Raw genomic sequence first — 20547 nt, 5'->3', positions numbered from 1 at the left:
AGTTCTTTTAGTGGTTGATTTCATAACACTCTCCAATTTTTGGGGTGGAAAGTGTCAACCTTATTTAGGACGGCATAGAGAAATGAAAAAAGGCTTAGCTGATGCTAAGCCTTTTTTGTATTTTGCAGCTTGGTTAGAAACGGTAGTTTGCTTGAACACCGATTAGCCAAACATTACCCGTAGTTTCGCCTACAAATTGGCCACCGACTTGTTCTGCAGTGTCGTCTGACTTGTAACCACGAGACTCAACGATTGGTGCGTCTTTCGCAAAAATATAGGTGAAGCCAGCGTCTAGGCTGAAGTCTTTCGTCCAATCGTACGTTGCGCCAATACTTAGCCAAGTGCGGTCAGTTTCTGGAATAGTGATCGTACGGTTTTTGTCGCTTACCGCTGAAGTATCGTATGCAATACCAGTGCGTAGCGCTAGCTTAGGATCAAGCTGGTAAGTGGCACCAACAGCAAAGCGATAGTTGTCTTCCCAGTTTTCTACTTTAACCATATGCGTGCCAGCAGTATCTAGACGTGCTTCCAATTTCTCGAAAGAGCTCCAATCCGTCCAGTTAACGCTTGCGTGTAATGCAAGTTGGTCTGTTACTTGGTGGAAGCTTGCCAACTCAGCTGTTGCAGGCAGGTTTAGATACATGTAGCCGTTGTCGCGTTCAGAAGTACCGAAGCCAAAACCAAGACCTTCAGCATGGCCTTCAAGCTTCAGTTCAACTTCAGATTTGTACGCGAATCCGATACGGTTATTTTCATTGATCTGCCATGCTGTACCAACTTGCCAGCCCCAAGCGGTATCGTCACCTTCCATGTATTTTAGAGCGGTACCTTGAGGAACACTGATTGGTTGATTAGTTTCAGGGTTTAACCCTACAACGTTATTCTTAGGAGCTGCTGCGCCAAAGCTGCCTTCGCCGATGATGTAACGGATACCACCACCAACGCTGATCGATTCATTGACTTTGTAAGCTGCGTTTAAGTTCGCTTCCATTGTCGTTACGCTTGCTTCATTACCGAAGTGCGAGGCACCAAAGCCTTTACCTAAATCGGTTTCCATGCCGTAGTTGGTGCCAAATGCCAAACCAATCGCGAATTTCTCATTATATTGGTGTGATAGGTAGAAGTTTGGAATGATTGCATCATGTGCGAAGTCATCTGAAGATGCAGAAGAAGTGCTACCGTGGAAGTTTACATCACCTTCAATATCAATATTTGGGTTCACATAGATTGCACCAACGGACACTTGAGTGCCTTCCAAATAAGTTAGCATTGCTGGGTTACGCCATTGTGCACTTGCGTTGTCAGCCATTGCAGCTTCACCAGCATATGCTCGACCTAGGCCTGTCGCAGAATATTCAGCAAGTTGGAAACCTGCTGCGTTAGCCATGCCCGTTGTGCCAAGTAGGCTTAATGCCACTGCTGTTGATAGAAGAGTCTTGTTGGTTTTCATTCGAATGTTCGCTGATTTGTTTATAACGTGGGACGAAAGTTTAAAGGTAGAGTTTTTACTTTAGAAATGAAAATCCAGCGCAAGTGGTCATTTGGAATATTATCCTTTCAAATGTTATTTGTGCGGTTTAATAATCTAACTGTGAAAGGCTTGTAAACGGAATTCAGCGAACAGCTGTGCGTCCTAATTGTGAGATTTAGATACACGTGTTCACTCAAATTGAGTGGGCAATAAATCGCAGATATGAAAAAAGGCTGGAAATCCAGCCTTTTATATAAAGTATTTTTCTACTAACTAACAGCGAAGTGTTTAGAAGCTACGGCTGTATTGTAAGCCGAATAGAATTGCATCAGCATGAGTTGTTGCTGTTACACCGGTAGAAAGACCAGGAGCTAATTGAGTATTCTCATTAACTTTTACATCTTCACCTAACAAGTACGTGAAGCCAAAATCGATGTTTGAGCTATTATCAATATGGTAAGAGAAACCTGTGGAGAACCACTGGCGATCTGAGTCTGGTACCGAGATAGACGTTACTTTATCTTGAGCGCTTGTGTCGTACATGTAACCAGCACGAAGTGTCCAGTTGTTGTTTAGGTAGTAAGTACCACCAATTGCGTAGTGCCAGCCATCTTGCCATTGATAGTCTTTCGAGTAACCACCTTTAAGTAAACCCTGATTTAGGTTCTCAAAATCAATTTGGTCGAAATCTTTCCAACCGATGTATTGGATGCTGTAGTGTACAGCAAACTTAGTGTCTTGGATTTTGTGGAAACCAGAAAATTCGGCCATATCTGGTAGAGGTAGCGTGATTTCCTGACCTTTGTCGTCTTTCGCCGTAAATTCAGGGCTGTAACGATACGCTAGACCAAAACGGTTGTTTTCATCTAGTTCGTACACAGTACCAACGTTAAAACCAACAGCCCAACCATCAGCTTTATCTACGTCCAGAATTTTTTGACCGCCAACCCCTGGGACTGAAGAGCTAGTTGTACGCTTCATTGTGCCTTGGCCGTAGATTAAATCTAAACCAGCACCAAAGCTCCATTGTTCGTTTAAACGGTAAGAACCCGCCAATCCAAAGTTGAAGCTTTTTACATCCGTAAGACCACCGTACTCGGTTGCGGTGTAGTTATCTGAAAATTCAGTTTTAGTGCCGAAATTAGAGTATGCGTTTACGCCCCATGCAAACTTGTCATTTACTGGAACGATTAGGTGAATGTTTGGAGCTATTGACGTATCACCCACATCATCAGTGTCAGCAACATTTACAGTACTGGAGCCCAAAGGAGTATTAACGTTATATTTCGCATCTTTCACTTCAATCATTGAAGTAATGCTTTCGAAACCTAGCGACAGTTCCATTTTATCAAACAGAGCCATTGCTGCTGGGTTACGAGCCATTACTGCTGCATTATCTGCGATTACTGCATCACCAGCAAATGCACGGCCGATGCCAGTTGCTGATTGAGCGTTGATTTGGAAACCCGCTGCCATCGATTGACCTGAGGCAAAAGCTACCGTTACTGCTAGGAGAGTCTTTTTAAACAGACGCGTGTTCTGAGTCATTTGTTTTTCCTTATTAGATTCGTCTCTTTGGACGATAAATTGAGCTTTTGCTCAGTGGCGCAGATAGTAGTATCAATAGTTGCTTGGACAAATCCGACCATTGGATAAAATTGAATAAAAATTGCAGAAATGATGTCTAAAAGACGGGAAATTGCACTTAAAATGCATAATTTAGAGTTTAAGCTCTAAATGCGATAGGGGTGGTGAATGTTTTGTGTTCTATTTATACAAAAATGCCGCTAAATAAGATCATTTAGCGGCATTTAACCTTTTGAAGGCTGGAAATCGTCGAAGTTGTTACATTGGCTTAATCATTGATGCAAGAGTCGTAGCGATCGCATCAATATTTTCACCTTCTTCCCCGACTAAAATCAGGCTTGAACTCCCGACGGGCTGAACGATTCCGGTCATGCCATCCTTACTAAAGTCGGTACTTTGTTCGCTTGGAATACCAGTAATAAATAACGTTACTTTACCTTTTGGACCTTGGAACACCATATGCACCGCATTGGATTCGCCAAAACCGCAGTGGTTTAGGTAGTAAACGTGATATGGAAAGTTTTCACTAAACTGGTAATGAAATGGCGACATTTTCGCATTAATTTGCGAGCTCGGTACATCCTCATCAAGATGACGAACAAACGGTTCTTCATGAATAACGTGTTTCATCGCGGTATCCGCTAAACTGGCTTGTGCTGGAGACACCAAAACATTTCCCCAGTTTACTTGGCCAACTAATAATCCTGCGGTGAACGCAATAGAAGCGGCAAGTGCCATTGCTTTGCGGACAAAGTTTGGTCTGACGACCTTCTCTTCATCAAGTGCACTCGACGTCTGGCTAAATAAAATCTTATCTGCGAGATCTTCGGGTACATCCACATTCATGGCTTGTTTAATTTTTACATCGAGATCCAAAACGTCATCAACAAACTTATTGTTGGCGTCGCTACCAGCTAAAGCTTGCAGAATCTCTTCATCCTTTTGTTTTGGATCCGACAAAATACGACGACGAAATTCTAAATCATCCATTCTTTTGTCCTCTCTTAGTATCTTGAGAATCCAACATCTCTTTAAGTTGATTACGAGCGCGAAATAGTCGAGTCATCACTGTGTTTTTATTTAAATCAAGAATGTCGCCAATTTCTTCTCCACTGAAACCACCGACAACTTGGAGAAATAAAGGCTCACGATATTCAACATCGAGCTTCATGATCTGTGCCTGCAGCCATTCTTGCTGATGATGTGAGTCATCGCTGACTTTAGCATCATTGCCGTAATCATCGATATCAACTAAATCAAATTGTTTACGTTCGAAGCGGCGCGCATTTTCTCGTCTCAATATTGTGATGAGCCAAGACTTGGCAGCTTTTTCGTCTTGGAGGCTATCGAGTGACTTCCAAGCTCTAAGACAGGTTTCCTGAACTAGATCTTCCGCGACCGCTTTATCTTTGCACAACCAATATGCGTAGCGGTACAAGTCACGATGATACCCTCGGACGAGCGCTTCGTATTTTCTTTGCTTGTCCATATCAGAGTTGACCGGACTGTTGGAATTTTTCTTTCCAAACATTTTTAATATGGCCACAGGAGCCTCCATCCTCGCTCTGTGAGTTTCTTATTTGTTCTGAGCATGACTTTACTTGCTTCATCGCTTAGCGGTTTTGGTTGCAGGATTTGTCATGCAACCCCTTTGACACAATAAGCCATGTGGTTACCTAAAAGTGTATACGCAAATGTCAGATATCATCGAACACGAATTGATATATATTGTTAACAATATCATCATTAGTAATCAATGGCTTGGATAAGTTCACTCGATGGAGCATTAAAAGGGACTTCTGATGGTGGATTCTTGAATTGTTTTGAATCAATAATCGCTTTAGGTGAGCTTAAAACTCGTAAAATCACTATAAAATTGATCTATTTCAAAATATCAAGCAGTGAAGGGGTTATAGTACACCTTGTCATCTCGTTAGTCATTGCGACTAACATGTTGAGCAAGATGACACTTCCTTTTGAAGGCTGACTTTACTTTCTCCTAATCAGGAAACTGATTACTTTTCAATTGGCGTAAGTTAATTGTTTTATAGATATTCCGACCACACAGTTATGTGTGGTTTTTTTTTGCTTCGATTTTACTTTCCGTATACCTCTTACCGTTTTAACTCTCTATAGTTAACCATTAGTAATCGCATAAGAATCAAAGAAGTAGAGTAATTGAACTACTTGCTTCACGTTTATTTAAACGCACGTTTGATAAATTTAACAAATTCATTACAATGCATCAGGTCAGACCTCTTGTATTTAAGGAGAAACAATGGGCAAGCAGGAAGTAAAAACACGCAATGGTGAGCGTGTCGCTATTGTCGCGGGGCTTCGAACTCCCTTTGCTCGTCAAAGCACGGAATTTAGCCAAGTGCCAGCGGTCGATTTAGGGAAAATGGTAGTAAGCGAAATGCTTGCTCGAACAGATATTGATCCGAAGCTAATCGAACAAGTGGTATTTGGACAAGTAGTACAAATGCCTGAAGCGCCAAACATCGCACGAGAAATCGTGTTAGGCACCGGTATGAACATCCATACTGATGCTTACAGTGTGACTCGAGCGTGTGCGACGAGTTTTCAAGCGGCGGTTAATGTCGCAGAAAGCATCATGGCGGGAACCATCGATATTGGTATTGCTGGCGGTGCAGACTCTTCTTCCGTCCTGCCTATTGGCGTATCAAAGAAATTGGCTGCTAATCTGCTTGCTCTTAGTAAGACAAAAACAATGGGTCAGAAGCTTAGTATCCTCAAAAACTTGAGCTTTAAAGACCTGATGCCAGTGCCACCAGCAGTAGCAGAGTACTCTACGGGTTTATCCATGGGACAAACTGCAGAGCAAATGGCTAAAACACATGGTATTTCTCGCGCAGAACAGGATGCGCTTGCACATCGTTCTCATACGCTGGCTTCTCAAGCTTGGAAAGAAGGAAAAATCCAAGATGAAGTGATGACGGCTTTCCCTGAACCATACAAAAAGTGGATTTCGGAAGACAACAATATCCGTCATGACTCAACGGTTGAGGGATACGCGAAATTGCGACCTGCGTTTGATCGTCAGTATGGCAGTGTTACGGCTGCGAACAGTACGCCATTGACTGATGGTGGTGCGGCAGTGATGTTGATGCGAGAAGGTAAAGCGAAAGAGCTCGGAATGGAGATTCTTGGTTACATCCGAGGTTATGCATTCTCTGCTATCGGCGTGGAAAAGGACATGCTGATGGGGCCGACTTATGCCACAGCGAAAGTGCTTGAAAATACAGGCTTGGAACTGTCAGACCTGACGTTGATCGACATGCACGAGGCCTTTGCTGCTCAAGCATTGGCGAATGTGAAGATGTTTGCTTCCGATAAGTTTGCTCAAGAAAACCTTGGTCGCTCAAAAGCGATTGGTGAAATTGACATGGATAAGTTCAACGTGCTTGGCGGATCAATTGCTTATGGTCACCCATTTGCTGCGACTGGTGCGCGTATGATGACGCAAACCCTACGAGAACTAAAACGCCGTGGCGGTGGTATTGCATTGAATACCGCATGTGCTGCTGGTGGTCTTGGTGCGGCAATGATTCTGGAGGTTGAGTAATGAGCGAGCAAAAAGCATTTAGTCTAAAGGTTGATGAGCAAAATATTGCTTGGTTAGCAATTGATGTTCCTAATGAAAAAATGAATACGCTGCAGGCGGCTTTTGCTGACGAAATGAAAGAAATTTTTGCTCAGCTAAAAGACTCCAGTGGTATTAAAGGGATGATCATCCACTCCCTAAAACCGGACAATTTTGTTGCGGGCGCAGATGTTCGAATGCTAGAAGCATGCACCACAGCAAGTGAAGCGGAAGACTTAGCAAGGCAAGGTCAGGATTTATTCCAGCAGCTATCGGACTTACCGTATCCTGTCGTTGCGGCTATTCATGGCCCATGTTTGGGCGGTGGTTTAGAACTGGCTCTTGCATGTGATTACCGTGTTTGTACGGATTCTGACAAAACGCGTTTAGGTCTGCCAGAAGTACAACTTGGTTTATTGCCAGGTTCTGGTGGTACTCAGCGTCTGCCACGTTTGATTGGCCTGTTACCGTCGTTGGACTTGATCCTGACGGGTAAACAACTTCGTGCGAAGAAAGCTAAAAAATTGGGCGTTGTGGACGCCTGTGTGCCTGACACCATTTTGCTCGACGTAGCAAAACAGTTTATCGACAAAGGTAAAAACAAGGGCACGAAAAAGCTATCGACGAAAGAAAAGGTGATGTCTGGTAGCGGGCTAGGGCGCAAGTTTGTATTTGAGCAAGCTGCGAAGAAAACGAATCAAAAAACTCGCGGTAACTATCCAGCAACGGTTGCAATTCTAGAAGTTATTCAACATGGCTTAGAGAAAGGCTTCGCTAAAGGTCAAGAGCTTGAAGCGAAGCGCTTCGGTGAGCTTGTGATGAGCTCAGAGTCAAAAGCGCTCCGTTCGATCTTCTTTGCCACAACAGAAATGAAGAAAGAAAATGGCACGGATGCGAAACCAGCACCAGTTCATAAAGTTGGTGTGCTTGGTGGTGGTCTGATGGGCGCCGGAATCAGCCATGTGTCTGTTGCAAAAGCAAAAGTACCTGTTCGCATCAAAGACGTTAGCAACGATGGCGTTTTAAACGCGCTCAACTACAACTACAAGTTATTTGAGAAACAGCGCAAACGTCGCATTCTATCCAAGGCCGATCTGCAAGCGAAAATGCTGCAACTGTCTGGTGGTGTCGATTTTACCAGTTTTAATCATATTGATGTCGTAATTGAAGCCGTTTTTGAAGACTTAGATCTTAAGCAAAAAATGGTGGCGGACATTGAAGCGAACGCTAAGACAGAAACTATCTTTGCGACCAATACTTCTTCGTTGCCTATCCACAAAATTGCAGAAAAAGCGGAGCGTCCAGAAAACGTAGTGGGTTTGCATTACTTCAGCCCGGTAGAAAAAATGCCGTTGGTGGAAGTGATTCCGCATGAAACGACGTCAGATGAAACCGTTTCAACAGTTGTTGCACTTGCTAAGAAGCAAGGTAAAACCCCGATCGTAGTGAAAGACAAAGCGGGCTTTTACGTGAACCGCATTCTTGCTCCATACATGAACGAAGCGGCGCATATTTTGTTGGCTAACGAACCGATCGAAAAGATTGATACGGCGTTGCTTGATTTTGGTTTCCCTGTTGGCCCGATTACCTTGTTGGATGAAGTTGGTGTCGACATTGGCGCGAAAATTATGCCGATCCTGGTTAATGAGTTAGGTGACCGATTCAAAGGGCCGGATGTGTTTGATATCTTGTTAAATGATGGACGTAAAGGACGCAAGAGTGGTAAGGGGTTTTACACTTACAAGGGCAAGAAGAAAGATGTCGACAAATCGGTTTACAAACTGCTTAAGCTCGACCCTGAATCTAAGCTAAGCGATAACGATATTGCGTTGCGCTGTGTGCTGCCAATGCTGAATGAAGCGGTACGTTGTTTGGATGATGGTATCATTCGCTCGCCACGTGACGGCGATATTGGCGCGATATTTGGTATTGGTTTCCCACCGTTCTTGGGTGGTCCGTTCCGTTACATGGACCAATTTGGCATTAAAGAGCTCGTAGAGAAAATGAATGAGTTTGCATCGAAATATGGCGATCGTTACGCGCCGTGTGATGGTTTGCTTACTCGAGCTGGTGAAGGGACAACGTTTTATTAAACGTTGCTTCGGTAGAGAAAAAGGCTTGCACAGGGCAAGCCTTTTTCATAAATAAGAAATGGTTACTTCTTCTTGTCTTTCTTATCTTTATTGTGGCCTTTACCAGGGTTGTCGTCCCCATGAACGCTGCTATTACCTTTTTTGTCTTTATCATTCCACTGTTTTGAAGAGCAATCATCTGATTTGATGGATACATTGTCTCCGCTAAGGCGCACACAGTCGTCACTTAGTTCGAAACCATCGCCTTTGACTGAGATTTCAGCGTGAGCAGATGCCAATGGCAGTATAAGAGCCACAAGTAAAAGTGCTTTTTTCATGATTACCTCATTAAGTTATTTTTAGTGCGGTAATTAGAGCATAAGCCGCAATGGCGCAATTTCAATTTTCTGCCAATTATGGTGCCGATTCAATCTATGAGACCGACAGCCTCATAGGTTTGTAGGTTCATTCTAGTAATCGACAATTTTATTTCTGCGCAACTAGATCACCCCAAGCCGCAATCTTTTGGCCGAAGTTGGAACTCTTCAATCGATCCTATTTCTTGTCCTAGATGGATGCGCGGAGCCTCCGAATGCGCTTGACCTTGAGAGTGCATGATCAAACGATTTGCAGTACGAGGTTTCAATTCGTTCACAACGAAGCGAATCATGTCTGCGCGCGTCAGCTTCTTCAACTCCGCCAGTACCTTGTCACGTTGGTTAAACTCAGTGTCCTTATTTCCTATCGCAACCCAAAGACGTTGAGCCCGTCCTCGAAGTGTGGTGTCCGGCGTTGCTATTTGGTTCCACAAGCCGCGCTTACTGCTGTGCCATTGGTAATCGTTTAACTCTAACAGCACCATATAAAAGGCATTTAAAAACTCATCGATTGAGGTAACCAGTTCGGCAGGTGCTGCATTAGGTGACTGCACATACAGTACAATACCAGGGTGACGATTTAGCGGCATATTGCCAGTGCCTACCATGTAACCTAATTGCTGCTTGGTACGGATTTCGTGGAAAAACGTTGCCGACATAAGGTGATTGGCCAATGAGTATAGCGCGATACTGCGAGGCTCAATATCCTCGCACTGGTGGTAAATAACGACCGCGGAATCTTGCTGGTTACAATGCACCTCACGTTGAAAACTGCCATTTTTACCTAGCATAATGAGAGGACGAAGTGCCTCTTCATAACGTTGCTCGTTAACTCTTAGAGCATCCTTTAAGGTCGTTGCCATGTCATGGGCTTGCTGGCGTTGCCAGTCTCCGTAAACAAACATTTCAACGTGAAGTTCTGCAAGAATGGATTCTACGAATACCGAGAGTTCATCGACTTCGATTTCTTCTAGCGCTTCGACTAAGGTTGCGAAAGGCGGGTTATTGGGTTGAAGTAACCCAGTAAGTGCGTTAAACAGCTGCGAAATAGGGCGATCTTGTGAAGCATTTCTCCAGTTTCGTAACAGTTGTTGTTTGATGGTTTCAAAGCGAGCAGGGCTGAAATCTCGAGAAGCAAAACGGTGCAGAATCATTTCTAGCAACTGAGGCAGCTTTTGACTGAACCCTGAGAGGGTTAAGGTCACGCCACCTTGGTGAGCGTACATGTTGTAACCCATCCCTGCGATTTCTGCTTGATAGGTTTCTTTTGCTAGCGAATCGAGGAACATCTCTACACATAAGCGCGTTTTGACGATGTTCTTTGGTGATGCAACGGCATGAGAGCTGTCGATAGCGACATAAACGACACCTTTAGGCACGCGAAATTCGTCATCTTGCAAATGCCACAGCCGAAACCCTTCGAGATCCTCAATCAACTCTGGCAGCGAATCACCATTTTCGAGTGGCATGGGGTCGAGGTCGTAGCAAATATAAGGGTTCTTTTTCGGTAAGACGAATTGCCAGCTTGGGTCGATTTGTTGATAGAAACGACGTTGGTCTTCACTAAAAGGTGTGACGGAGTACGGGGTAAAGTACCATTCGGCAGTACGGTTGTATTCCAGGCCTTTAGCAATCAAAGTGACGCGTACATTATCGATGGTTAAGTATCGCAGCAATGAGCGCTGTAACTCCTCATCGTAGCCCGCCATTTTGTAGTCACCATAAACCGTGTCTTCCGGTTGATAGTGCTGCATGTTGATCACCAGATGGCTGACGAGATCCATTGGGCGCGATGGCTCTTGGAAGCGAAAAGCCGATTCTAATACCGCTTGTTTTTCGAGATAGCGCCATTCATCTAACCCGTCTTGTTTGATCATCGAGAGGTATTGAAAAACTGCTTGAACGATATCATCAACATGATCTAAGCCGTTTGGCGTCAGGGTGCAGCTTACGGTAAAGTCTCGGTAGTTACTGCCACTCGCGCCGCCGCCCGCTGAGAGAGAAGTAATCCAGCCTTTTTCTTTGAGTTGAAGCATCAAACTGCCTTCTCCTTCATAACCCAACAGGTGAGCAAAGTAGGAGAGTGGCTTCACGCTATAATGCGCATCCATTCCCGGCATGGGGAATGTGAGAATCAGTTTACGGAACTCTTTGAGCGGCTCGACTTGAACCAAAATGCCCGTGCTTTCCTCAGTGCCGATCGGTACATCAATCGATTTTCCACGAAGATGGTGATTTGGGATGTCGGCAAACATGGCTTCTACCCAAGCTTGCTGTTCATCGAGCGGCTGTGGCCCAAATAGAGTCAGTGTCATCAAATCGGCGGAATACTGAGAGTGGTGAAACTCCACAATTTCGTCGCGGATGGATTTACCATCTCGGTCGCCAAGAGTATCTAAGTTTCCGACAGAGAATTTTGAAAACGGGTGCTCTGGATTGATGACTTCTTTGTTAACTTGATACAGGCGACGAGAATCATCATTGAGTTTGAGCTTGTATTCGGAGTCGACAGCCTGGCGTTCTTTGTCTAATGCTTCTTCGTTAAACAAAGGTGCGGTAAAAAATTGGCTAAATCGATCTAAGGCACTTTCAAAGGCATTTGGAGCAATATTGAAAAAGAAACAAGTGTGCTCTGTACCAGTCCAAGCGTTGTTTGTTCCACCGTGTTGGCTAATATAGCTTTGAAACTCGCCCACTTTAGGGTATTTTTCCGTACCCAAAAAAAGCATGTGTTCTAAATAGTGTGCCAGACCTTGGCGATCGTTTGGGTCGTCGAAGTGTCCAACGTTCACTGCCAGAGCAGCTGCCGACTGTTGAGCTGTATCGGAATGAATCAGCAGTACACGCAGTTCATTGCTCAAGGTAATGTAGCGGTATTGATTTGAATCGTTAGGACTTAGATGCACGATGCGTCTCCAGATTTCGCATTACAGTAATTTAGGCTCCCCTCGCGGGGGGCGCAAAGTTTGCGTTTCGACAAATACTGCTTGCCGTATTTTTGTTATTCGTAGACTTCTGCACAGGCCCATCGCGTTTGCGTATGGGGAAGAACTGTTTGAGTGAATGCTCTGAACTCATTGCACAGTTAAATAGTGTGATGAACTGAGTACATTCTTTTAATAGATTGTTAAGAAAGTCGCTATCTTTAACAAGCGAATTGGTATAATGAACAGATAATTATATCAGTATTTTTGTTTCGTCATTGTTAAAGTTAGCCCCGTCTATCTAATAAAGATAGCAGTCAACCTTTTGGTAGCGTTAGCTATCCCTAGGAAATAACATGAAAATATTCATCATGCGTCACGGTGAAGCCGAGCATTTTGCAGATTCAGACGCAGCACGACAATTGACCCCAAGAGGCAGAGTCGAATCAGAAGCGGTTGCGAGAGCCTGTAAAGAACAGGGTTTTGCGCAATTCGATAAAGTGTTGGTGAGTCCGTACATTAGAGCTCAACAAACTTGGCAAGAGATCAGTGCGTATTTCTCTGCAAAAAGCATTGAAACTTGTGAAGATATTACACCTTATGGCCAGTCCGAGCATGTCTTCGATTTCGCAAGTGCATTAATCGAAGTCGAACAATTGGACTCGCTTTTGTTCGTATCGCATTTGCCTTTGGTCGGTTATCTGACTTCAGAGTTTGTAAAAGACATGACACCACCGATGTTTCCTACATCAGGGCTAGTGTGCATTGAATATGATTTACAAACACAAAATGGTGAAGTGCTTTGGCATATTACGCCATAAGTGTCTAAACCAAAATAAGCGTTTGCAAATTAGAGACAGAATAAGAAAGGCAGGAGATCCCTGCCTTTTCGTTTAGTGTCTACAGCAAGCCTGTTACTTTTCAGGAATAGAAAGCAACACTAACAACGCACCATCACCACCAAATTCTAGTGGCGCTTGGTGAAAAGCCATAACGTCAGGATGCTGTGCTAACCAAAGTGGGGCTTTCTGTTTCAGGATGTGTTTCCCAATACCATGTTGCACACACGCACAATGAATCTCGTTTTTGATGCAATAGGCTATCATCGCACCAAGCTCGCGTTTTGCTTCTTGCTGTGTCATGCCGTGCATATCGAGGAACACGTCCGGTACATACACGCCACGACGTAGACGTTTGACTTCATAAGTGGAGACGTCGTCACGTGCATAACGAGTTGGACCTTCATCGTTTAATAGAGGGACAAACTCGTCTGAAAAGTAAAATTCAGAGTCACTCGCTTCACGGTTGGAGCGCTTGATTTCTTTTTGCTTAGTATTTTTTTTTGGTTGCTGGATTATGGTATCCTGTCGCAACTTTTTTACGCCCTGTACTGCTTCCTGAAACAAGGCGAAATCGTCATCGTTCTCGGTGTCTTTTTTGCTCATTAGGTAAACAATTTCATTAATAAACTTTATTGGCAGTATTGTAGCGCTTTTCGGAGGCAATTTTGGATAAGATTTTTGTAGAAGAAGCGGTATCGGAGCTGCATACCCTTCAAGATATGATTCGTTGGACGGTAAGCCGCTTTAATGCAGCGAACCTGTTTTACGGTCATGGTACTGATAATGCGTGGGATGAAGCTGTTCAGCTTATCCTGCCAACCTTATACTTGCCGATTGATGTGCCTCCGCACGTATTGAACTCTCGCCTAACGACAAGCGAGCGTCTACGTATTGTTGAGCGCGTAGTAAAACGCATCAACGAGCGTACGCCAACAGCATACCTAACAAACAAAGCATGGTTCTGCGGTCTTGAGTTCTTCGTTGATGAGCGTGTACTTGTGCCACGTTCTCCTATCGGCGAATTGATTCAAGCGGAATTCCAACCTTGGTTGGTGGAAGAGCCTACGCGCATCATGGACCTATGTACGGGTTCTGGTTGTATTGCGATTGCTTGTGCGCACGCTTTCCCTGAAGCAGAAGTGGATGCTATCGACATCTCTACAGATGCTCTACAAGTGGCTGAGCAAAACGTACAAGATCACGGCATGGAGCAGCAAGTGTTCCCAATTCGCTCTGATTTGTTCCGTGATCTTCCAAAAGAGAAATACAATCTAATCGTGTCCAACCCACCATATGTGGATGAAGAAGACATGAACAGCCTGCCAGATGAGTTTACGCATGAGCCTGAGCTTGGGCTAGCTGCGGGTACGGATGGTCTAAAACTAGTGCGTCGTATTCTTGCTAACGCGCCAGATTATCTAACAGATAACGGCATTCTTATTTGTGAAGTCGGAAACTCAATGATTCATATGATGGAACAGTACCCAGAGATTCCATTTACTTGGATTGAGTTCGAGAACGGCGGTCATGGCGTATTTATGCTAACGCGTGACCAGCTGGTTGAGTGTGCAGAAGAGTTTAAACTGTACAAAGACTAATAGAGTCTTGCACTAAACATCAAAACACCGAGCTTTATGCTCGGTGTTTTTTTTATGCATACCTCGCCGATATTAACTCTTTACATCAAAACGTAATAAAGCCACTATGAATCCACGAAGAATTGGAAAGCAGCTATGCTCTGTTTTGAGAGAGCGTGGCGATAAAAACTTGAGGAAGTAATGGCAGGAAACAGTATCGGACAACATTTCCGAGTGACGACATTCGGGGAAAGTCACGGTATCGCACTGGGATGTATCGTAGACGGATGTCCTCCGGGGTTGGAAATTACAGAAGCAGATCTACAAATCGATCTCGACCGCCGTCGTCCAGGCACATCACGTTACACCACACAACGTCGTGAACCGGATGAAGTTAAAATTCTTTCTGGCGTTTTTGAAGGCAAAACCACGGGCACATCGATCGGTTTGCTAATTGAAAACACCGATCAGCGCTCAAAAGACTACTCTGACATCAAAGATAAGTTCAGACCGGGTCATGCTGATTACACTTACCACCAAAAATATGGCATCCGCGACTATCGCGGTGGCGGCCGTTCTTCAGCTCGTGAAACCGCAATGCGTGTGGCGGCTGGTGCAATCGCGAAGAAATACTTAAAAGATGAGTTTGGTGTTGAGATTCGTGCTTACTTGTCACAAATGGGTGATGTATCTATCGACAAGGTAGATTGGAGCGAAATCGAGAACAATGCATTCTTCTGCCCTGATGCTGACAAAGTAGAAGCATTTGACCAACTTATCCGTGACCTGAAAAAAGAAGGCGACTCTATTGGCGCAAAAATCCAGGTTGTGGCAACTAACGTGCCTGTTGGTCTTGGGGAACCCGTATTTGACCGTTTGGATGCAGACATCGCGCACGCACTAATGAGCATCAACGCGGTGAAAGGCGTGGAAATCGGAGACGGTTTCGAGGTGGTAACCCAAAAAGGCAGTCAGCACCGTGATACGCTTGCTCCTGAAGGTTTTGGTAGTAATCATGCGGGTGGCATTCTTGGTGGTATCTCGACTGGTCAAGACATTGTCGCAAACATTGCGCTTAAGCCAACATCAAGTATCACTGTGCCGGGTGAGACCATCACAAAAGAAGGTGAACCAACTCAGTTGATCACCAAAGGTCGTCATGACCCATGTGTGGGTATTCGTGCTGTGCCTATCGCAGAAGCGATGCTGGCTATTGTGGTGATGGATCATTTACTACGCCACCGTGGTCAAAACCATGGCGTAACAACTGAAACACCGAAGATTTAAGAGCTTTGTGTCATTCCAGCGAGCTATAGCGAGACTAGGAATCTAATTTCAGCACGATGAAAAGAGAAAGAAACATCTCTGACAACAGAGTGCTCGGATAATAGATCCTGAATCATGCTCCTTCGTCGCTGTTCAGGATGACTGAATATAAAATTATGCCACTCACTGAATCGCGGGTGGCACAATTTTATCAGGCAACCTTTTTTGTTTAAGTAGTTTTTGCTTAATGAATCGAGCCTTCGGTTTCCAAATGGAAAGAAGGCAGACGCCACTTAAAGCGTACCGCAGCCATACGCAACATGTAACCAGTAACCAGTGTAATAATAGTGGCAGTGACATCGGGAACATTGAATTCTAATAGCGCTAAGTACATTCCTGATGCGATAAGAGCGACAGAAGCGTAAAGCTCTTCATGCAGTACCAATGGTGTTTGGCGACAGATTAAGTCGCGAAGTAGCCCACCGAATACACCAGTTACTAACGCTGAAACCATACAAATACCAGGGTGCAAGCCCATGCCCATCGCAATTTTTGTTCCGATGATACTAAACACGATTAAACCTAATGCATCGAGGCGAATGAACAGACCTTTCAGCTTAATCACCCATTTCGCTAAACCTGTTGTTAGCACACCTGCAACACACGTAATTGCAAGGAACTCTGGGTTTTTTACCCAACCAAGAGGGTAGTGGCCTAATAGAATGTCACGTACGGTGCCACCACCAATGGCCGTTGCGCTGGCCACCAACATAACACCAAACCAGTCCATCTTTCTTCTACCAGCACTTAACGCACCTGTCATGGCTTCAGCCGTGATACCAATGATATACAACACACTTAGCAACATAGGGAAACACTCAACGTAAAAAGTCACTACGTTCTACGAGAATCAGCGTAGGCGAAGTAACAACACTTACAAACGGTTCTATCTCTCTTAAAAAGTGATTAAAACCAGCAACATGCTTGTAATCAAACGGCTTAAAAATAGCGGTTTGAACGGCATCAAAATAAGGCGAGAGTGTAGTGGTAAATAAGTACGCTGACGAATGAGAAATTGTATGGAGAAAGCGATGTTCAGATAAATTCAACTAATAACCAAAAATGTGGGGTTGCCTTTACCTCATAGCTAAAAACAGCGACAATATGCAGCGCATGTCAAACTGAAGTACAAACTCGACGATGACCCACGAATACCAAGACTTAATCACCATTTTTAATGACACCTTTTTAGAACAATTTAATACGAAATTAGAGTTAGGTGGTGATGAGCCTATTTATCTTCCTGCTGATGATGAACACCCTCATCATCGGATTATTTTTGCTCGGGGTTTTTACGCCTCTGCTTTACACGAGATTTCGCATTGGTGTGTGGCTGGTCCAGAGCGTCGTTTGCTGGAAGATTTTGGCTATTGGTATGAACCCGATGGGCGAACAGCAGAAGTTCAAGCGGAGTTTGAGAAAGTTGAAGTGCGACCTCAAGCTTATGAATGGATTCTGGCACAAAGCGCTGGCTTCCCTTTTACGGTGAGTTGTGACAATCTACACGGCGATTTTGAACCAGATAGGCTCGGCTTTATGAAAAAAGTGCATAAAGAAGTGCTAGGTATTTTGGACGTTGGCTTGCCTTTGCGAGTGAAAATGCTTTCTGATGCCCTGCGCGCATTTTATCAAACTAAGCCACTGGAAGCGTCGGACTTTTTCGTTAAATAACCACTAATAACCTCAGAGATACACCATGATTATTGAATTTGAAGAAAAACTACTGGAACTGATTGATGCTCGAATTGAAACAGCATCTGACGATGAATTGTTTGCTGGTGGTTATTTACGTGGTCACATCTCTTTATCCGCGGCGTCTTGTGAAGAAGAAGGGATTAGCGATATTACTGAGCTGAAGTCACGCATTGAGAGCAGCTTAGAAAATGCGCGTACCGAGTTAAGCCCGGCCGATCGCGTGATTGTCAGTGATTTGTGGCAAGAGCTCCAGGCTCAGGCTTAATCCCTAAGCAGCGTTCTCCCTTTATTTAATCCTAGTAATTTACTACTTCGAAAAATTCGAACCTCTCCATAAAATTTTTGTGGTTGTAGCGAAACTGTTCAACTTTTATTCTGATCAGCATAAAACGTGAACAAAGGATTACAACCATGAAAATTGTCGCATTTGGTGCATCTACCAGCTCTACCTCAATCAACAAACTACTTGCTACATACGCAGCAAATCAAGTCGAAGGCGCTCAAGTGAATGTTCTAGACTTAAACGATTATCAAGCGCCAATGTTTAGCGAGGACAAAGAGAAAGAAATAGGTCAAGCTGAAGGGGCTGTCGCGTTTTTACGTGACTTGGCGGAGGCTGACGCTCTCGTTGTTTCCTTCGCAGAGCACAACGGTTCGTACCCAGCGGCCTATAAAAACTTGTTCGATTGGGCGACGCGCATTGAGCGTAATGTATTTCAAAACAAACCTGTCGTTTATTTAGCAACTTCCCCAGGTCCCGGTGGTGCACAAAGTGTTCTTGCGGCGGCGACAGGTTCTGCACAATTTTTTGGCGCGGATGTAAAGGCGTCGTTATCTGTGCCGAGCTTCTACGAAAATTTTGACGTGGAATCGGGTAAGGTTGTAAACCCAGAAGTGGCAGAGCAAGTGAAACAGGCAGTTGCACTGCTGAAGTAATCTCAGTACGAGCGACTTAATGAGTTAGCGATTCCCGACACGTATCTGTGTCGGGAATTAAAACGAGAGAATACTCTTACAGCTCGGTAATGGCTTTGCCTTTTCTTAGTTTACGAACCCACATTCGACTTGGGTGAAGTTCGCTCAATACATCAACCGGTAATGGCAGCGGGTCCCCACAGATCTGGGAGGCCAACACTTCAGCTAATAATGGTGCAGAGCTCAGTCCACGAGATCCTAAACCTAAGAAGCAGAATAGGTTAGGGTACTGATGAATGGTTTCTACCTCTTCTTCTTTTTGATTTTGTAAGTTGGCGTATTGCGTTTTGATCGTCTCAAAGTCACCCACATTTCCGACAAATGGTAAGTGATCTCGGCTAACACAACGAATACCTTGGCGAGATTGATTACCAGTGATATCTACCTCTTTTGCCCATGTTTGATTCGGTACACATTTCACTAGCTTTTCCGCATTATCTTTTTGGGCGTTTTCATCAAATTCGTAGTCAAGGTGACTGCGGTCGTAGCTTGCACCGATACACAAGTGTTGATTACTTGGGTTAACAGGTGTCATGTAACCGTCGTAACACAACACCGTTTTCAGCTGACTCAGCGTTTCGGTTGCTGGCGCATGACTGACTTGTCCTTTCACTTGTCCCATTGGTAGGGAAGCGGTTTGACTCAATGTCTGGAACTCATGGCCGTTCGCAATTACAACCGTTGAGTGCTCAAATGTTTGACCACTCGCCGTTAGTAGCCAGAGCTGACGCTTTTCATCCCAATCTAATGCCTCAACAAGATGTTCAAACTTCGTTGAGAGTAACGACGTCTTCTCCAATTGTTTAATTAACCCGCGAGTTAACTCGGCAGGGCACAGCCACCCTCCCATTGGGTAGTGCACAGACGCCATATCAATAGGTAACCCGATAGTGTTCGCAGTTTCCTCGGCGGACAGCTTTTGAATGAGCTCTGGAGTGAAGTTACCCGCAAGCATTTTCTCCAGTTTGTCTGTGGATTTGTCATCCCACATCAACTGAGTTACGCCACACCAGTCATGATCAAAATCGATCTCTTGTGCTGCTTGTTCAACAAACTGACGTGCGAACAAAAATGCAGGAGCAAACACTCGTGAAACACCCGTGTGCGGGCCATTAAGCAGTGGATAAACGGCTCCTTGTCGATTGCCTGAAGCTCCTTTGGCTGGTTGTTTGTCTTTACAGTAAAGGGTGACGTTTTGGCCACGACGAACTAACGTTTTCGCTAACGCCGCGCTAGCTATACCACCACCAATGATGGCAATCGAATCAAGATTGCTAGATGCTGAGCGATTGAACCAAGGGAGATGGTTCGATTGCTTTTCACGTTGCTCCATAGAGCCGGCGATCATTTCTCGCTTAGTGCCGAAACCTTTCACCTTTTTCATTGTAAAGCCAGCTTCGTTCAAACCACGACGTACAAAGCCTGCTGCGGTAAACGTGGCAACTGTACAATCTTGCTTGGCTAGCTTTGCCATGTTGTTGAACAGGCCTTGGTTCCACATTTCTGGGTTTTTGCTTGGCGCGAATCCATCTAAGAACCAAGCATCAATCAAACCTTGTTCGTTGTATGGAACTTGCGGCATGCAGTCTTTAATGTCACCAAACCAAAGGTCGAGTGTGATTGCGCCGTCTTCTAAAACAATGCGATGACACTCCGGCACAGCGGCAGGGTAGTGCTTTTGTAACTTTTCCGCGTATTCAGCTAGCTCAGGCCAAGCTTCATGCGCCTTCTTTAAATCGGCTTTGCTTAATGGGTATTTTTCAAAGCTAATAAAATGCAGCTCTTTCAATGTTGCGTCCGGATGCTGACGACGAAACTCACTAAACCACTGGCATACTGCTAAGAAGTTTAATCCCGTGCCAAATCCTGTTTCACCAATGACAAAACGTCTTTGGTCAAATTCCTGCCATCTTTCTGGGAGATGATTTTGTTTTAAGAAAACGTAGCGTGTCTCTTCAAGACCGTTTACGTTAGAGAAGTAAACATCATCAAATTGGTCTGAAACCGGAGTACCAGCTTCGTTCCAACCAAGTTCTGCGTTTTTTATTGAAGTCATAATGGTGCAAATTTGTGATTTGGCGCGGTAAGAATGGGGCG

The 20547-nt window shown here is 44.5% G+C and carries 17 protein-coding genes; 8 read left to right on the top strand and 9 right to left on the bottom strand.

The window, feature by feature from the left end:
• Positions 1-133: 133 nt before the first annotated feature.
• The 4 genes from R7Z47_RS13980 to R7Z47_RS13965 all read right to left on the bottom strand — a co-directional run bounded on the left by R7Z47_RS13980 (position 134) and on the right by R7Z47_RS13965 (position 4616).
• Entirely contained in the window at positions 134-1450 is a 1317-nt protein-coding gene (locus R7Z47_RS13980; protein ID WP_047104363.1) for an outer membrane protein transport protein, read from the bottom strand.
• Between the two features lie 309 nt (positions 1451-1759).
• A complete protein-coding gene (locus R7Z47_RS13975) occupies positions 1760-3019 on the bottom strand; it encodes an outer membrane protein transport protein (protein WP_064354222.1) in 1260 nt (419 codons plus the stop codon).
• Positions 3020-3316: 297 nt separating this feature from the next.
• The gene (locus R7Z47_RS13970; RefSeq protein WP_017635939.1) at positions 3317-4048 is read right to left on the bottom strand and encodes a DUF3379 domain-containing protein; all 732 of its coding nucleotides are present in this window, start codon (positions 4046-4048) and stop codon (positions 3317-3319) included.
• Positions 4041-4616: a sigma-70 family RNA polymerase sigma factor gene (locus R7Z47_RS13965; RefSeq protein ID WP_005380528.1), complete on the bottom strand. Its 576-nt coding sequence runs from the start codon at positions 4614-4616 to the stop codon at positions 4041-4043. Before R7Z47_RS13965 ends, R7Z47_RS13970 begins: the two co-directional genes overlap by 8 nt.
• 720 nt (positions 4617-5336) lie before the next feature.
• Between R7Z47_RS13965 and fadI the strand changes: the two genes are divergently transcribed.
• Together fadI and fadJ are read left to right on the top strand one after the other, a co-directional pair.
• Positions 5337-6644: an acetyl-CoA C-acyltransferase FadI gene (fadI, locus tag R7Z47_RS13960; protein ID WP_005384447.1), complete on the top strand. Its 1308-nt coding sequence runs from the start codon at positions 5337-5339 to the stop codon at positions 6642-6644.
• The gene (fadJ, locus tag R7Z47_RS13955) at positions 6644-8755 is read left to right on the top strand and encodes a fatty acid oxidation complex subunit alpha FadJ (RefSeq protein WP_005380532.1); all 2112 of its coding nucleotides are present in this window, start codon (positions 6644-6646) and stop codon (positions 8753-8755) included. The genes fadI and fadJ overlap by 1 nt, the downstream gene beginning before the upstream one ends.
• A 62-nt stretch (positions 8756-8817) precedes the next feature.
• Here the strand turns inward: fadJ and R7Z47_RS13950 are convergent, their stop codons facing one another.
• Complete coding sequence (locus R7Z47_RS13950) at positions 8818-9072, bottom strand: hypothetical protein (protein ID WP_005384444.1); 255 nt, start codon at positions 9070-9072, stop codon at positions 8818-8820.
• 167 nt (positions 9073-9239) lie between these two features.
• Positions 9240-12017, bottom strand: a complete 2778-nt coding sequence (locus tag R7Z47_RS13945) for an insulinase family protein (RefSeq protein WP_086046947.1) — start codon at positions 12015-12017, stop codon at positions 9240-9242.
• Positions 12018-12391: 374 nt separating this feature from the next.
• On the opposite strand from R7Z47_RS13945, the gene sixA reads away from it, so the two are divergent.
• Positions 12392-12856, top strand: coding sequence for a phosphohistidine phosphatase SixA (sixA, locus tag R7Z47_RS13940; RefSeq protein WP_005380537.1), 465 nt, complete (start codon positions 12392-12394; stop codon positions 12854-12856).
• 93 nt (positions 12857-12949) lie between these two features.
• Here sixA and smrB read toward each other — a convergent pair whose 3' ends face one another.
• Complete coding sequence (gene smrB, locus R7Z47_RS13935; protein WP_005380539.1) at positions 12950-13480, bottom strand: endonuclease SmrB; 531 nt, start codon at positions 13478-13480, stop codon at positions 12950-12952.
• 62 nt (positions 13481-13542) lie between these two features.
• On the opposite strand from smrB, the gene prmB reads away from it, so the two are divergent.
• Both prmB and aroC read left to right on the top strand, forming a co-directional pair.
• The gene (prmB, locus tag R7Z47_RS13930; protein WP_005380541.1) at positions 13543-14475 is read left to right on the top strand and encodes a 50S ribosomal protein L3 N(5)-glutamine methyltransferase; all 933 of its coding nucleotides are present in this window, start codon (positions 13543-13545) and stop codon (positions 14473-14475) included.
• Positions 14476-14655: 180 nt separating this feature from the next.
• Entirely contained in the window at positions 14656-15741 is a 1086-nt protein-coding gene (aroC, locus tag R7Z47_RS13925) for a chorismate synthase (RefSeq protein WP_262606917.1), read from the top strand.
• 223 nt (positions 15742-15964) lie between these two features.
• Here the strand turns inward: aroC and R7Z47_RS13920 are convergent, their stop codons facing one another.
• Positions 15965-16588 carry a trimeric intracellular cation channel family protein gene (locus R7Z47_RS13920; RefSeq protein WP_005380544.1) on the bottom strand — a complete coding sequence of 208 codons (624 nt, stop codon included), beginning with the start codon at positions 16586-16588 and terminating at the stop codon, positions 15965-15967.
• Between the two features lie 332 nt (positions 16589-16920).
• On the opposite strand from R7Z47_RS13920, the gene R7Z47_RS13915 reads away from it, so the two are divergent.
• The 3 genes from R7Z47_RS13915 to R7Z47_RS13905 all read left to right on the top strand — a co-directional run bounded on the left by R7Z47_RS13915 (position 16921) and on the right by R7Z47_RS13905 (position 18411).
• Positions 16921-17451: an elongation factor P hydroxylase gene (locus tag R7Z47_RS13915; protein WP_213897693.1), complete on the top strand. Its 531-nt coding sequence runs from the start codon at positions 16921-16923 to the stop codon at positions 17449-17451.
• 25 nt (positions 17452-17476) lie between these two features.
• Positions 17477-17740 carry a YfcL family protein gene (locus R7Z47_RS13910; protein WP_017635933.1) on the top strand — a complete coding sequence of 88 codons (264 nt, stop codon included), beginning with the start codon at positions 17477-17479 and terminating at the stop codon, positions 17738-17740.
• A 146-nt stretch (positions 17741-17886) separates the two neighbouring features.
• Positions 17887-18411 (top strand): NADPH-dependent FMN reductase, encoded by a 525-nt coding sequence (locus R7Z47_RS13905; protein ID WP_005380552.1) that lies wholly within the window; start codon positions 17887-17889, stop codon positions 18409-18411.
• Between the two features lie 76 nt (positions 18412-18487).
• Here R7Z47_RS13905 and mnmC read toward each other — a convergent pair whose 3' ends face one another.
• Positions 18488-20506, bottom strand: coding sequence for a bifunctional tRNA (5-methylaminomethyl-2-thiouridine)(34)-methyltransferase MnmD/FAD-dependent 5-carboxymethylaminomethyl-2-thiouridine(34) oxidoreductase MnmC (mnmC, locus tag R7Z47_RS13900; protein WP_262606916.1), 2019 nt, complete (start codon positions 20504-20506; stop codon positions 18488-18490).
• Positions 20507-20547: the final 41 nt, after the last annotated feature.

This window comes from Vibrio sp. 1641, assembly GCF_033339995.1.
Classification (GTDB): domain Bacteria; phylum Pseudomonadota; class Gammaproteobacteria; order Enterobacterales; family Vibrionaceae; genus Vibrio; species Vibrio alginolyticus.
The sequence above is the reverse complement of the archived record's forward strand: the minus strand, read 5'-3'. Positions and strand labels throughout refer to the sequence as shown.

Excerpts from the sequence above, each read along its gene's own strand:
- R7Z47_RS13980 (WP_047104363.1), bottom strand. The coding sequence starts at position 1,450 with ATGAAAACCAACAAGACTCTTCTATCAACAGCAGTGGCATTAAGCCTA.
- R7Z47_RS13975 (WP_064354222.1), bottom strand. The coding sequence starts at position 3,019 with ATGACTCAGAACACGCGTCTGTTTAAAAAGACTCTCCTAGCAGTAACG.
- R7Z47_RS13970 (WP_017635939.1), bottom strand. The coding sequence starts at position 4,048 with ATGGATGATTTAGAATTTCGTCGTCGTATTTTGTCGGATCCAAAACAA.
- R7Z47_RS13965 (WP_005380528.1), bottom strand. The coding sequence starts at position 4,616 with ATGGAGGCTCCTGTGGCCATATTAAAAATGTTTGGAAAGAAAAATTCC.
- fadI (WP_005384447.1), top strand. The coding sequence starts at position 5,337 with ATGGGCAAGCAGGAAGTAAAAACACGCAATGGTGAGCGTGTCGCTATT.
- fadJ (WP_005380532.1), top strand. The coding sequence starts at position 6,644 with ATGAGCGAGCAAAAAGCATTTAGTCTAAAGGTTGATGAGCAAAATATT.
- R7Z47_RS13950 (WP_005384444.1), bottom strand. The coding sequence starts at position 9,072 with ATGAAAAAAGCACTTTTACTTGTGGCTCTTATACTGCCATTGGCATCT.
- sixA (WP_005380537.1), top strand. The coding sequence starts at position 12,392 with ATGAAAATATTCATCATGCGTCACGGTGAAGCCGAGCATTTTGCAGAT.
- smrB (WP_005380539.1), bottom strand. The coding sequence starts at position 13,480 with ATGAGCAAAAAAGACACCGAGAACGATGACGATTTCGCCTTGTTTCAG.
- aroC (WP_262606917.1), top strand. The coding sequence starts at position 14,656 with ATGGCAGGAAACAGTATCGGACAACATTTCCGAGTGACGACATTCGGG.
- R7Z47_RS13920 (WP_005380544.1), bottom strand. The coding sequence starts at position 16,588 with ATGTTGCTAAGTGTGTTGTATATCATTGGTATCACGGCTGAAGCCATG.
- R7Z47_RS13915 (WP_213897693.1), top strand. The coding sequence starts at position 16,921 with ATGACCCACGAATACCAAGACTTAATCACCATTTTTAATGACACCTTT.
- R7Z47_RS13910 (WP_017635933.1), top strand. The coding sequence starts at position 17,477 with ATGATTATTGAATTTGAAGAAAAACTACTGGAACTGATTGATGCTCGA.
- R7Z47_RS13905 (WP_005380552.1), top strand. The coding sequence starts at position 17,887 with ATGAAAATTGTCGCATTTGGTGCATCTACCAGCTCTACCTCAATCAAC.
- mnmC (WP_262606916.1), bottom strand. The coding sequence starts at position 20,506 with ATGACTTCAATAAAAAACGCAGAACTTGGTTGGAACGAAGCTGGTACT.